Annotated in this window: 8 protein-coding genes; 2 read left to right on the forward strand and 6 right to left on the reverse strand. The window is 34.7% G+C overall.

Features of this window, described 5'->3' with window-relative positions; genetic code table 11:
- Window positions 1–6: 6 nt before the first annotated feature.
- The 4 genes from CBP76_RS01790 to rapZ all read right to left on the reverse strand — a co-directional run bounded on the left by CBP76_RS01790 (window position 7) and on the right by rapZ (window position 4,387).
- Window positions 7–1,251: a PTS sugar transporter subunit IIC gene (locus tag CBP76_RS01790; protein ID WP_102195218.1), complete on the reverse strand. Its 1,245-nt coding sequence runs from the start codon at window positions 1,249–1,251 to the stop codon at window positions 7–9.
- 274 nt (window positions 1,252–1,525) lie between these two features.
- Window positions 1,526–2,452, reverse strand: coding sequence for a DNA-binding protein WhiA (gene whiA / locus CBP76_RS01795; RefSeq protein ID WP_102195219.1), 927 nt, complete (start codon window positions 2,450–2,452; stop codon window positions 1,526–1,528).
- Complete coding sequence (locus CBP76_RS01800; protein WP_102195220.1) at window positions 2,452–3,486, reverse strand: gluconeogenesis factor YvcK family protein; 1,035 nt, start codon at window positions 3,484–3,486, stop codon at window positions 2,452–2,454. Before CBP76_RS01800 ends, whiA begins: the two co-directional genes overlap by 1 nt.
- Complete coding sequence (gene rapZ / locus CBP76_RS01805; protein ID WP_102195221.1) at window positions 3,473–4,387, reverse strand: RNase adapter RapZ; 915 nt, start codon at window positions 4,385–4,387, stop codon at window positions 3,473–3,475. Before rapZ ends, CBP76_RS01800 begins: the two co-directional genes overlap by 14 nt.
- Window positions 4,388–4,516: 129 nt before the next feature.
- On the opposite strand from rapZ, the gene CBP76_RS01810 reads away from it, so the two are divergent.
- Together CBP76_RS01810 and CBP76_RS01815 are read left to right on the forward strand one after the other, a co-directional pair.
- Entirely contained in the window at window positions 4,517–6,538 is a 2,022-nt protein-coding gene (locus CBP76_RS01810) for a Na+/H+ antiporter (RefSeq protein ID WP_102195222.1), read from the forward strand.
- 255 nt (window positions 6,539–6,793) lie between these two features.
- On the forward strand, window positions 6,794–9,148 hold the full coding sequence (locus CBP76_RS01815) for a MucBP domain-containing protein (protein WP_166667144.1): 2,355 nt from the start codon (window positions 6,794–6,796) through the stop codon (window positions 9,146–9,148).
- A gap of 69 nt (window positions 9,149–9,217) precedes the next feature.
- Here the strand turns inward: CBP76_RS01815 and uvrA are convergent, their stop codons facing one another.
- Together uvrA and uvrB are read right to left on the reverse strand one after the other, a co-directional pair.
- Window positions 9,218–12,082: an excinuclease ABC subunit UvrA gene (uvrA, locus tag CBP76_RS01820; protein ID WP_102195224.1), complete on the reverse strand. Its 2,865-nt coding sequence runs from the start codon at window positions 12,080–12,082 to the stop codon at window positions 9,218–9,220.
- Window positions 12,083–12,084: 2 nt separating this feature from the next.
- Window positions 12,085–14,094: an excinuclease ABC subunit UvrB gene (gene uvrB / locus CBP76_RS01825; RefSeq protein ID WP_102195225.1), complete on the reverse strand. Its 2,010-nt coding sequence runs from the start codon at window positions 14,092–14,094 to the stop codon at window positions 12,085–12,087.
- Window positions 14,095–14,144 lie beyond the last annotated feature (50 nt).

Genomic DNA, 14,144 nt, shown 5'->3' on the forward strand with positions numbered 1-14,144 from the left:
TATTAATTAATCTGTAGTTTGGTTTTTTGATTCATCAACAAGCATTTGCTTCTCGGCGACTTTAAAGAATGGATAATACATTGCACCTGCAAGCACTAATTCAACAGCTGACCAAACTGCAGCACGCCAATCCCAACCAGTTGCCATTAATGGACCAATAATCGGAGGCATTGTCCATGGAACCATAGCAACAGGAGCATTCATCAAACCCAAGCTAATTAGTACATAACTGCCAGTTGCAAGAATCAATGGAATAACAATAAAAGGAATCATTGTTAAAGGATTCATAACAATCGGAAAACCAAAAATAACTGGTTCATTAATTTCGAATAAGGCTCCTGGAAAAGCGACCCGTCCAAGGTCACGATAAGTTTTGCTCTTCGAAAATAACATTAAAATAACTAATGTGATTGTTGCACCTGTACCACCAACGTTGACCATCAAACTAGAGAAACCAGCCGCAGTTGCATATGGTAATGGTTGATGATGTGCAAATGCGGTAGCATTAGCAGCTAAAAATTGTAGAAAAATCGGATCGGCAATACCTTCCAAAGTCATATCTCCATGAATACCACAAACCCATAATAAACTCACAAGAAATGTATAAACTAAGATTCCTGGAAGAGTGTTCATAGCAAATAATAATGGATGGAAAATAGCTTGAATGACTTGATTAATATCAATATGTAACGGCATTCTGATAAACCAAAATAATAATAGGATTACAAATCCTGGCAAAAGTGAAACAAATGAGTTAGACACGGCTGCTGGAACACCATCTGGTAATTTAATAACAATATTCTTCTTAATAAAGAAATTAAAAATAGTAACAGAAATCATTGCCGTAATAATTGCAGTAAACAAACCTGAAGATGAAAAATTATCTGTATCTAATTTAAACTTATCATTAAAAGATACGATTACAAAGGCCATTGTTGATAACCCTGAACCAGAAATAGGGTCGATCTCTAATTCCTTAGATAATTGATACCCAATACCAATTGCAGCAAGTAAAGAAATGATTCCAAACGAACCATTAACGGCTACCCCTATCATATCCATATATGGTTTGATTAAATTTGTCCACGCCTTAATAGGAATATTCCCCAAAATAAGAAAAATGCTACCACTGATAATTGCTGGTAAAGTTAATACCAGGCCATTACGAATAGATACTAAATATTTATTATTACCCACCTTGGACATAGGTGGCATAATAGTATTTTGAAGCCAATCCATGAATTTATTCATGAATTACTCCCCCCTCTCTTTGCCGTTAGTTTATCTAACGACAACTAAAAGTATATTCCAGGAAGCGCTTTCTAACAATAGGTATATACCATTTTTACTAAATAATTGACATTCTGTCAAAATATCTAGCAAAATACGAAAGGACCATAATAACGTATAAACAAATAACTCATTATCTAAATTTAGAATCTGCGTTTTTTTCCGCTTAAACTAAAAAACCCCAGCAATCAAAGTACGATTACTAGGGGGAGTTAATGCTAGAAAGATTAATTTGTTAAGCTTCAGCTAATTGATTTAACTTTCTTAAACGATGATTAATACCTGATTTAGAAATAGGACCACTGGGAACCATATCACCAAGTTCCTTCAATGAAACCTCGGGATTCTCTAAACGTAACACTGCAATTTCACGTAATTTATCTGGCAATGAATCTAAGCCAACGGTCGCCTGTAAATGCTTAATATTTTCAATTTGTCGTTCTGCGGCAGCAACTGTTTTATTGATATTAGCATTCTCACAGTTAACCAAACGATTAACTGAATTACGCATATCACGAACAATTCTGATATCCTCAAATTTTAACATTGAATTTGTTGCACCGATCAATTGTAAAAAGTCAGCAATTTTTTCGGCTTCTTTCAAATAAACAATATATCCATTACGTCGTTTAGTCGTTCGGGCATTCAAATGAAAATAATTCATCATCTTAGCAATGCCCTCATTATGAGTTTCATACAATGAATAAATCTCCAAATGATACCTTGATGTTTCAGGGTTATTAACACTTCCAGTGGCTAAAAAGGCGCCACGAAGGTATGAGCGCATTCGTTGATCCTCATTTAAAACCTCTTCAGGAACATCAGTATTGATCGACAAACCCGACTCATCTAAAATATCCAAATCAGTCAAAACTTTATTAGTATCATATTTCAAACGAACTAAATATTGATTATTCTTTTTCAACTTCATCTTTTTACGCACAAGTAATTCTGACTCTATACCATACTTTTGCTTAATCAAAGAAAAAATTCTTCTGGCAATGGCAGCATTCTCAGTCTGTGCGGTTAAGACAAAATGATGATTTTGTAAACTCAATGATCCATTCATTCTTAACAGAGCCGATAACTCAACTCGAGCATGTTCTGGATGGACGACAAGTTTTGTGAGTTCTTGTTTAACCTCACTTGCATAAGAAACCACTAACGCCTCACCTCATTTTTTCTATTACCTGATTGCAGTGATAAATTAATTATCTCTTTAGCAACCTTTTCCCCATCATGGAATGCTCCCTTATCATGCAATGATAAAAAGTCATCTTGAACAACCTTACATCCCATTTTGCGTAAGCTTTCAAAATCAGTATCAACCTGATTAACATATTCATCATATTTTTTATGATCCATATAACCATCGGGAACTTTACGAGTGTTAACCAAAACGGTATCAATAAAATTACCGCCCAAATGCTCATTTAATACTTTAACGTGATCAGCATCAGTGAAACCTTCAGTTTCACCAATTTGTGTCATAATATTACAAATATAGACTACCTCGGCTGACGTTTGCTTAACCGCCTCACCAATATCTTTAATCATTAAATTAGGCAAAATGCTGGTAAATAAACTACCAGGTCCTAATACAACAACATCGGCTTGCATAATTGATGCAATAACTGAAATAACTGACTTTGGTTCCTTTTCAGGTTCATCTGAGTTAGTAACCCAAACTCTTTTGACATGCTTACCAGAATGGGTAATTTCATGTTCTCCAGATAGAGTAGTTCCATCAGTAAATTCAGCGTTCAAAGTCAATTTTGTATTGCTAGCTGGATAAACTTGGCCATCGACATGCATCATTGTAGATAATTCTTGAACCGCATCGAAAATATTAGGTGACATTTCAGTCAAGGCAGCAATGATTAGATTTCCAATCGCATGACCAGAGAAGAAATCATCGTTAGTTTTAAAACGATATTGAAAAACATCTAAATCCACTTTTGGCAAATCAGATAATGATGCTAAAACATTTCGAATATCCCCAGGAGGGACAACGTTAATATAATCACGAATGACACCAGATGATCCCCCATCATCAGCCACAGTAACAATTGCTGTGATATTAGCATCCATATTTCTTAAACTATTTAATACTACCGGTAAACCAGTACCCCCACCTATAACTACAACTCTTGGACGACGCCCCTTAACAACACGAACTATCCTATTTGTTGCCATGTTCGATTACCTTCTTTTGAGATTTTTCCATGTCACGGTGAGTAACATCTACATAATATTTCTTTTTCAAATCTGTACCTAAACGTTGTGCAATAGCTACCGAACGATGTTGACCACCAGTGCAGCCAATTGCTATTGTTAAACTGGTTTTTCCTTCCTTTTCATATCCAGGAATGATATCTTTTAACAAGTCATAAAATTTATCATAAAAATTCTTAGTTTCAGAATCATCCATGACGTAATCATAGACGGGTTTATCCATACCAGTTTGGGTTTTTAACTCTTTAATATAAAATGGATTTCTTAAGAATCTAACATCCATAACAATATCGGCATCAATTGGCAAGCCATACTTAAATCCAAAAGACATTACCTCAATATGAAAGGTAGGTACTGCACTACTTTCTTGAAAATTATCAAAAATCTCTTCTCGTAATTGTCGCGGAGTTAGATCAGTAGTATCAATTTCAACTGATGCTCTACCTCTTATTTCGGAAAGCAATTCTCTTTCTTTTTGAATTCCATCTAACAATCGACCTTCCATAGCAAGTGGATGGCTACGACGAGTCTCTTTATAGCGAGAAACCAATTCTTCATCAGAAGCATTTAAGAAGAGTATCTTCATATCAACTTTTTGACTCTTCTCTTGTTCATCCTCATCGACTTTTGAAAGCATAGAGAAAATCTCATCATAAAATGATCTTGATCTAATATCCACAACTAAAGCTACTTTATTTATTGTACCTGACTCATGGACTAGCTCCCAAAACTTAGGAAGTAAGTTGGGTGGCATATTATCAATACAGAAATATCCTAAATCTTCAAAGGATCGCATTGCAACAGTCTTACCAGCTCCACTCATCCCAGTAACAATAACCAAATTAAGCACATCTTTTGCCATACCGCACCTCGCATTCGATTATAAGCATAACATAACGGGCCGGGCGTGTCACTTAGGCATAGATAAATATTTAAATTATTTTTTATCATAAATTTGTATTAAAATTAAATTAATCAGGGGGGATCTCTTATGGACACTGTCTTTTTAGTACTCTTATTAATAGCGGCCGTCATTATTGCCAATATTTTTTCTTGGAAATTTGACAAAATTCCGGTTGCATTCATTCAAATTGCAGCAGGTTTAGTTTTATCGTTACTACCAATCTACAATCATTTTGAACTTGAACCAGAAATATTTTTATTGGTTATCATCTCTGTGCTGATGTTTAACGACGGACAGCACACCAGTTTATCCAGATTAACGCATCAATTTGGAACCACATTTTCTTTATCTGTTGAATTAGCAATTATTTCTATCTTGGTAGTCGGATTTATTACACATTTAATTATCCCAAGTATGCCATTAGCACTGGCCTTTGCTCTGGGAGCTATAATCACGCCTACAGATGCTGTTGCGGTCAGTTCAATTACCAGTAATATGTTAGTGCCGACCAATGTTATGAGCACTTTGGAAAACGAATCTCTCTTTAATGATGCATCTGGTATCGTCGCTTTAAATCTTGCCATTGCTGCTGCTATAACAGGACAGTTTTCACTCTTAAATAGTATCGGAAACTTCGTCTATGTTTTCTTTGGAGGAATTATTTTGGGTGGTATTTTAGGAGCATTTATAGTGGGAATTCGTTTGAAATTAATCAATATGCACGTTGACACTCCTTCTGTAATGGTTCCATTTACTATATTGACTCCATTTGTTGTTTATTTAATTGCTGAAGCTGCTGGCGTTTCTGGAATTCTGGCCGTTGTTGTAACTGGATTAATTCATGGTATTCAACAAAATCGTTTACGTTTAACAAGTTCTCGTTTACAAATAGTTATGAATAGTACCTGGCAGGTTATTTCTAGTATCCTAAACGGAATTGTCTTTGTACTCCTGGGATTATCTTTACCAAGCGTAATTATTAATTTGCATAAACATGACACTAGTTCTGTTTTTATCCTTTTGGGAGTTGGGGTGGTTCTATACGTTATTATGACTGCCTTAAGATACTTTTGGACAAACTGGGATTTTGCTCGTATCAGAGCTTGGGACAAAAAAGAAAAGCACGCTAATAGTATTGTTATTGCGTACAGTGGTGTGCATGGAACCATTACCTTAGCAATGGCCTTCTCGTTACCTTTAACCCTCAATGGTCAACCTTTCCCTTATCGAAATGATATTATCTTTGTGGCGGCTATTGTTATCTTAATTAGTCTTTTAGTTCCTACAATTGCTTTACCCTTCCTATTACCACATCAAGTTAATAAATTTACTGAAGAAGAATTAACAGCAGCTAAGGGACAAATGGTCGATGAAGCCATTTCTTCCATTCAAACACGACATAGTAATTCAATCAGTGCCAGCCAAGTAATCAATATTTTGGACGGTCAAAGAACCGTTGCTGGTAACATTGATAAGACAAAATTAAATATTATTTTTGATAATTGTTTTGAGTTAGAACAACAAACTATTAATGATATGCTTCAAAATAATGAAATTTCTGATTTGAATGCTGATCTTTATATGCGCGTTTCACGCAGGACTATTATTCAATATCAGCAAAGTAACTGGCAAAGATTTGTACTATTCCTAAAATTCAATCTAAGTAAGGTTTCTTTTAGTAAAAAGGCCCGAAAACAAAGAAAGATTTTTCATCAAATGGCCCGCCAAAAACCGGATAATCGTCAAGAAATGCTGAAACGTAACAAAGAAATGTGGCAACAGATGGCAATAACTGAAAAGAAACCATATGAAAAAATCACAAGTTATCTAAATCAAAGTTTAATTAATGATGGTAAAAACAATCGTGAAATAAGCATTGTAAGACGTGCATACGACGAGCGTCACCGTCGATTAACCAGCAGTTTTAATAGTCGTGATGATTTTGAAGCCGATCAAAATGAATTATTGATTGAGGCTTTTCAACAAGAAAATACCTACATTCAATCCAAAATTGCTTCAAAAGAATTTAGTTCTGAATTAGGTAGCGCATTATATGAACAAATCTCTACCGATCAATTGGTATATTTACAATCTTTAAATGAAGAGTAAGAATACAAAATATAGGACCATATCAAACAGAAATCATGTTGTTTGATATGGTCCTATATTTATTCCATAGAGAGATTAGAAATCTGACAATTTCTTTTAATACAATTGGTATATATAAATTATTAAATTTATAAAAACTGTTATTTTGCCTATTAAACAAGTGTTTCCAATTATATGAGCCCTAATAAAATATTTTTGGTATATATATTTTTACGTATTAATATAAAGCCAAAAATAAAAAAGAAGGTTCTAAAAATGTCATTAAATAAAAAATATTTATATTTTGGAGCATCATTATTTTCAGCTATTCTTCTAATTCCTCTAGATACACAAATTGCAAAAGCTGAAACAACAACTACTAATAACACAGATAAAACAATGTCCTCAAATTCTTCCACAGTACCTACACCACAACAGACGACCGATCCTATTTCTGACCCAAACAACGCTAAACCGATGCCAACAACCACTCAACCAGCTCCCACTAATACCATGACAACGCCTGATAATAATCCGGCCCCCTCGAGTACTCCCAAAGTTCCCATATCACAATCTTTAACTTCTGCGGCTCAAATCAAACCAATACCGCAAGTCACTCAAGTTATAAGTTCTGCTGATTCATCCCAACAAACAACTAGCAGCACAGGAACAATCAATAATATTCCAGATAATACAATTATTAACTTTACCGATCCACTGTTAGGTGCGGTAGTTAAAAAGCAACTAAATATGCAACCAAATGACAATCTTACCGCTGGCTCTTTAAAATCATTTACCGGAAATATTTTTAATGCCAACGAACAAATGTATCTAACCGGACAGACACAAACCTCCTTAAGCGATCAACAAGTCACTCCTATCGAAAGTCTTAACGGTATGCAATATTTACAATTGTTACCTACCAAAACCAATGTAATGTTCCAAGCCAAACTAGCCTCTGATCCTAAATCTGATCCAAGTCTAACACCCTTGAATAATCTAAAATTCTCTGCACTTGATATTGTTGGAAATTTCAGTAATCCTAATGCCAAACAAATAGATACTAGTCAAATATCTAAATTAAACGTTTTGAATTCATCAGAAGTATCATTGAATGGTGACCAATCTGTCTCTTATGGTTCAGGCATTACAAACCAACAATTGAAAGAGATTAGTCCCTGGCTAATTAACTACGTCAAGAATGTCGTTAATAACACAGCTAATAAAAATACGATTCAATTAAGTAATAGTTCAATTACCGATTTCTCATCATTAAAGGGCTTAGAAAATGGCAACAAGGTTAACATTATTGCTGATACCCCGGTTCACATTGATCAAACTCCAATTTATGCGATCAATAATCAACCCATTGCCTTTACTGCTAAACCAGTCTTAGGCATAGATGGTGATGATTTAGCAAACGGATATCATTTTTCCAACACAGTTTCTCAACAATACTTAACTGAAGATGACTTAACAAATTTAGGAAATGATAAATATATTTTGGAACATCCTGCACCCAATGCCCAAGTACTGGCCTATGGCTACCTTGGCTTTGGATATAGCAGTAATCCTAATAATTATGTTAATAAAAATTATGGTAATGCTACTCTGCAATATTACATTTTAAATGGTCAACCACTTATCTGGCAGGATCATCCTAATATTACTGTTAATTACTTAAATAGTGACAACAAGCCTTTATCTGTTAACGAAAAAGCACCTCAATTGATTAATGGTAACAACATCGGTGATCCTTATGATTTAACTAATATTAGTCAAATAAAGGGCTATAAACTTATTACACCTGAATTATTAAAAGGAAACTACACTCAAGATCCTCAAATAATTAATCTAATTTATACTGAAAACCCAATAAGTAATCATTCATCATCAACCAATACTTCTACCCAATATATTCCTGTCTATGATGATAACGGTAATCCTATTAATAACACTTATGTAAATGTTGAAAATGAAATTATCAGAGCTTCAATTAGAAAGAATAATCAAACACTCTATCAAATCACTACTGGTCAATGGGTACTTGCTAACGACTTCTACGCTCAAAAACAAGTTACTAAAGACTTTAGAACTTTTGATAAAAATACTAAGCTAATTGATTCTCAGGGTAACATTCTTAGTACAACTATAGCTCCAAATAGTGAATGGAAAGTTCTAAAAATTATAGAAATTAACGGAAAAAAATACTATGAAGTTGCCCCTAATGAATTTATTCTCTTCTCAGATGCTATCGAATTTATACCATTAGATGACATTGGTCATGTACACTTAAATGATTTAAATAAACTTTACAATTCTAAAGGAAAACTCCTTAATTCTGAGTTGAGATCTGGTAGCGAATGGTTAACCGACGGATTTGCTATTATCAATGGACAAAAAATGTATCGTGTTGCAAACGATGAATGGGTCAATGCGTCAGAACTTTATCTCTATCAACCAACCAAAACAGTTTTTCATACTACTAAAATAACTAAACTTTTTGATCACAATGGAAGATTGCTAAATAACTACTTAAAGTCTCAAACCAATTGGAAAGTTGATCAAATTGTTAAGATTGGTGCTTCTACCTATTATCGTGTTGCTACTGATGAATTCATTTTGATCTGAGAACAAAAATAATTATTAAAAAACGGTCTATCCAAAGTATTCATGGATAGACCGTTTTTTGTAGATTAATTAATTCTGTTCTTTATTTTCCGCATCATTAGTTCTCTTAGTATCTCGTTCTAACACTGGTTTCAAATATTGACCAGTATAACTATCTTTTAATTCAGCAATTTTTTCAGGTGTGCCAGTACCAACGATCGTACCCCCACCTTCACCGCCTTCTGGTCCTAAATCAATCAACCAATCAGCAGATTTAACCACATCCAAGTTATGCTCAATTACGAGAACCGTATTTCCCTCATCAACTAGACGTTGTAAGACCTCTAACAAACGTTTAATGTCATCAGTATGCAGTCCAGTTGTTGGTTCATCTAAAATATAAAAGTTTTTACCGTTGGATTTTTTGTATAGCTCAGAAGCTAATTTCATTCTTTGAGCTTCACCACCAGATAATTGTGTGGCTGATTGTCCCAATGAAACATATCCTAAACCTACATCAACAATAGTTTGTAACTTTCGTTTGATCTTTGGAATATTATTAAAGAAATCCAAGGCCTCTTTAACCTTCATATCCAAAACTTGAGCAATATTCTTTCCTTTATAGGTAACCTCTAAAGTTTCAGAATTATAGCGTGTTCCATGACAAACCTCACAAGGAACGTACACATCCGGCAAAAAATTCATTTCAATTTTAATAATACCATCACCGTGACAGTTCTCACAGCGACCGCCTTTAACATTAAAGGAGAATCTTCCCTTTTTATAACCACGTAATTTGGCCTCATTAGTTTGAGCGAATAGATCACGCACATCATCAAAAACACCAGTATACGTTGCCGGATTACTTCTTGGAGTTCGTCCAATTGGGCTTTGATCAATTGCAATCATTTTTTCTAAATTTTCATAGCCGATGATTTTCTTATATTTACCAGGCTTCTCAGAATTGTGATTCATCTTTTGAGCCAAAGCACGCTTCAAAATTATATTAACCAAAGTAGATTTCCCAGACCCAGAAACTCCTGTAACCACAATGAATTTTCCAAGCGGAAATTTCACTTTTAGGTTCTTCAAATTATTCTCAGCTGCTCCAGTTATTTCAACAAATTCACCATTACCTTCACGACGTCTCAGTGGAACTGGGACAAATTTCTTTCCCGCTAAATATTGCCCAGTTAATGATTTAGAGTTCTTCTCGACCTCTTCTGGAGTACCAGCAGCGACTATCCTTCCACCAGCTTCACCTGCTCCAGGCCCAACATCAATTAAATAATCGGCTGCTCTCATTGTATCTTCATCATGCTCAACAACAATCAACGTATTACCTAAATCACGCATCTTCTTTAATGAACTAATTAGTCGATCGTTATCACGCTGGTGCAATCCAATTGAAGGCTCATCTAAAATATACATAACTCCAGATAAATTAGAACCAATCTGAGTAGCCAAACGAATACGTTGTGCCTCACCACCAGAAAGTGTTCCCGCCGATCTAGACAATGACAAATATTCCAAACCAACGTTAATCAAAAAGCTAAGGCGATCCTTAACCTCTTTTAAAATGGGTTTAGAAATCACAGTATCTTGTTCACCAAAAGTAACCTGCTTGAAAAATGGTAATTCATCTTTAATCGACATTTCAGATACATCAGCAATATCTTTTCCATCAATCTTTACAGCTAAAGCCTGACGATTCAATCTCTTACCATGACAAACAGGACATTTCAATTCTGTCATATATTTACGCATAACCTCACGCGTAAAATCACTATTTGTTTCCTTATATCGGCGGTTAATATTAGGAATAACGCCTTCAAATGGAACATCCACATCACGTACACTACCAAAATCATTTTCATAGTGAAAATGGAAAGTTTTGCCATTTGAACCATTTAAAACAATATCTTTATCTTTTTCAGACAATTCTTCAAATGGCGTATCCATATCTATCTTAAATTCTTTAGCAGCTTGAGACAGCATCTCTGGATAATATTGAGAACTGATTGGATTCCAAGGAGCAATTGCCCCTTGAGTTAAAGTTTTACTCTGATCAGGAATAACTAGATCCAAATCGACTTCCAGTTTCATCCCTAATCCATCACAGTTATCACAAGCACCAAATGGAGCATTGAAGGAAAACAAACGTGGTTCTAATTCGCCAACAGTAAATCCACAAAGTGGACAAGCATTTTTTTCAGAAAAAACCATCATATCTTGTCCAATTACATCGACATTCATATAACCATCAGATAATCGCAAAGCAGCTTCAACAGAATCAAATAATCTCGATTTAATGTGATCATTAATCACGATTCTATCAACTACCACATCAATATCATGTTTTTTATTCTTATCTAACTCAATGTCTTCACCAACGTCTCTGGTTTCACCATCGACTCTAATTCTGACATATCCTTGTTTCTTAATCTGATCCAAGGCCTTCTTGTGCTGTCCTCTTTTTGCTCTGACTACTGGAGAAAGAACTTGTAACTTCGTACCATCATCCAATTTTAAAATAGCATCAACCATTTGTTGGGCTGATTGACTGGTTATTCTTGTTCCATCATTAGGACAAATTGGTGTTCCAACACGTGCCCATAATAAACGTAAATAATCATTAATTTCCGTAACCGTACCTACAGTAGAACGAGGATTCTTCGAAGTTGTTTTTTGATCAATCGAAATTGCAGGACTTAAGCCATCTATTGAATCAACATCCGGTTTATCCATCTGTCCCAAAAATTGACGCGCATAAGAAGACAGACTTTCAACATATCTTCTCTGTCCTTCTGCATAAAGCGTATCAAACGCTAAAGAACTCTTTCCTGATCCTGATAGACCAGTCATGACTACTAATTTATCACGCGGAATTGTTACATCCACGTTCTTTAAATTATGAGCACGTGCGCCATGAATAATAATCTTATCATTTAACATATTTATTTAATTTCCGCCTTTAATTCCAAAATCGTATCACGCAAGTTAGCAGCAGCTTCAAAATCGAGTTTTTTAGCAGCGGCTTCCATTTGTTCATTTAAATTAGCAAGAAGCTCTTCGCGTTCCTTCTTACTCATATCCTTAAAGTCAATATCATCATTGATTTTTTCAGTTTCAGAAGAGCTATTATCGACCTTTTGGAACATTGAAATAGCATCCCTAATTGGTTTTACAATCGTCTTAGGAGTAACTCCATGTTCTTCATTAAATTTCATCTGTAACTTACGACGACGTGCAGTTGCATCAATTGCACCCTTCATCGAATCTGTTACTGAATCAGCGTACATAATAACTTTACCATTCTCGTTACGCGATGCACGACCAATAATCTGAACTAAAGAACGCTCAGCTCTCAAAAATCCTTCCTTATCAGCATCAAGAATTGCAATTAATGATACTTCAGGGACATCAATTCCTTCACGCAATAAATTAATACCAATTAATACATCAAATTTACCTAAACGTAAATCACGAATGATTTTGGTTCTTTCCAAGGTTTTAATATCACTGTGTAAATAACGAACCTTTATTCCTAAATCCTTAAAATAATCAGTTAAATCTTCAGCCATTTTTTTAGTCAAAGTCGTTACAAAGACCCGTTCATGTTTTTCAATTCGTTCATTTATTTCACCAACCAAATCATCAATTTGCCCCATAATTGGACGTACTTCAATTACTGGATCAAGCAACCCCGTTGGACGAATAATTTGTTCCGCTTTGTGATCCGTCCTTTCTAATTCATAAGGACCTGGAGTAGCAGAAACATATAAAATTCGATTAACATGCTTTTCAAATTCATCTAATTTTAAAGGACGATTATCTAAAGCACTTGGCAAACGAAATCCATAATCAACTAACTGTTGCTTTCTAGCACGATCGCCATTATACATTCCTCTAATTTGTGGCATTGTAACATGTGATTCATCAATCATAATATTAAAATCCTTAGGAAAGAAATCTAGCAGAGTAAATGGTGGCTCACCTTCTGCTCTTCCTTCCATATGACGCGAATAATTCTCAATACCTGAGGTATAACCCATTTCACGCATCATTTCGATATCATATTCAGTTCTTTGTTTAATTCGTTGTGCTTCGAGTAATTTTCCTTCTTTAGTAAATTTATCGACCTGCACGTCCATTTCCTTTTTGATCCGATCCAAAGCATCTTCCATCTTTGAATCACTGATCATAAAATGAGTTGCCGGAAAAATACCAATATGATCCATTGAACCTTTAACCTCACCAGTTAAAGCATCCATTTCAATAATTCGATCAATCTCATCACCAAAAAACTCCACACGAATAGCATTATCATCACGTGAAGCTGGAAAAATATCCACTACATCACCGCGAACTCTAAATCTCCCACGCTGAAAATCAATATCATTTCTTTCAAATTGATTATCAACCAATTCTTCTAATAAAGTATCACGAGCCATTTCTTGTCCAACTCGTAATGAAATAATACTATCTGCATATTCTCTAGGATCACCTAAACCAAATATACATGATACCGATGCCACAACTATTACATCATTTCTTTCCAAAAGTGAACTAGTCGCTGAGTGGCGTAACTTATCAATTTCATCATTAATACTTGAATCTTTTTCTATATAAGTATCACTTGAGGGAACATATGCTTCTGGTTGATAGTAATCATAATAACTAACAAAGTATTCCACAGCATTATTGGGAAAAAATTCTTTAAATTCTCCATATAGTTGACCTGCTAAAGTCTTATTATGAGAAATAATCAAAGTCGGTTTGTTCAAGTTTTTAATTACATTAGCCATGGTAAAAGTTTTACCAGTACCAGTTGCACCTTCAAGAATTACCTCTTTGTCACCAGCCTGAAAATCTTTGGTGATTTTATCAATTGCTTGTGCCTGGTCACCGGCAGGATCATATTTTGAGACCAAGTCAAATTTATTATCATCAATTCTATCTATCACAGAACCATTTACCCCCTCTTTAAGCTAAAAAATACATCTAACTCTTAGGT

The organism is Companilactobacillus nuruki, assembly GCF_002872255.1.
GTDB classification, from domain to species: Bacteria; Bacillota; Bacilli; order Lactobacillales; family Lactobacillaceae; genus Companilactobacillus; species Companilactobacillus nuruki.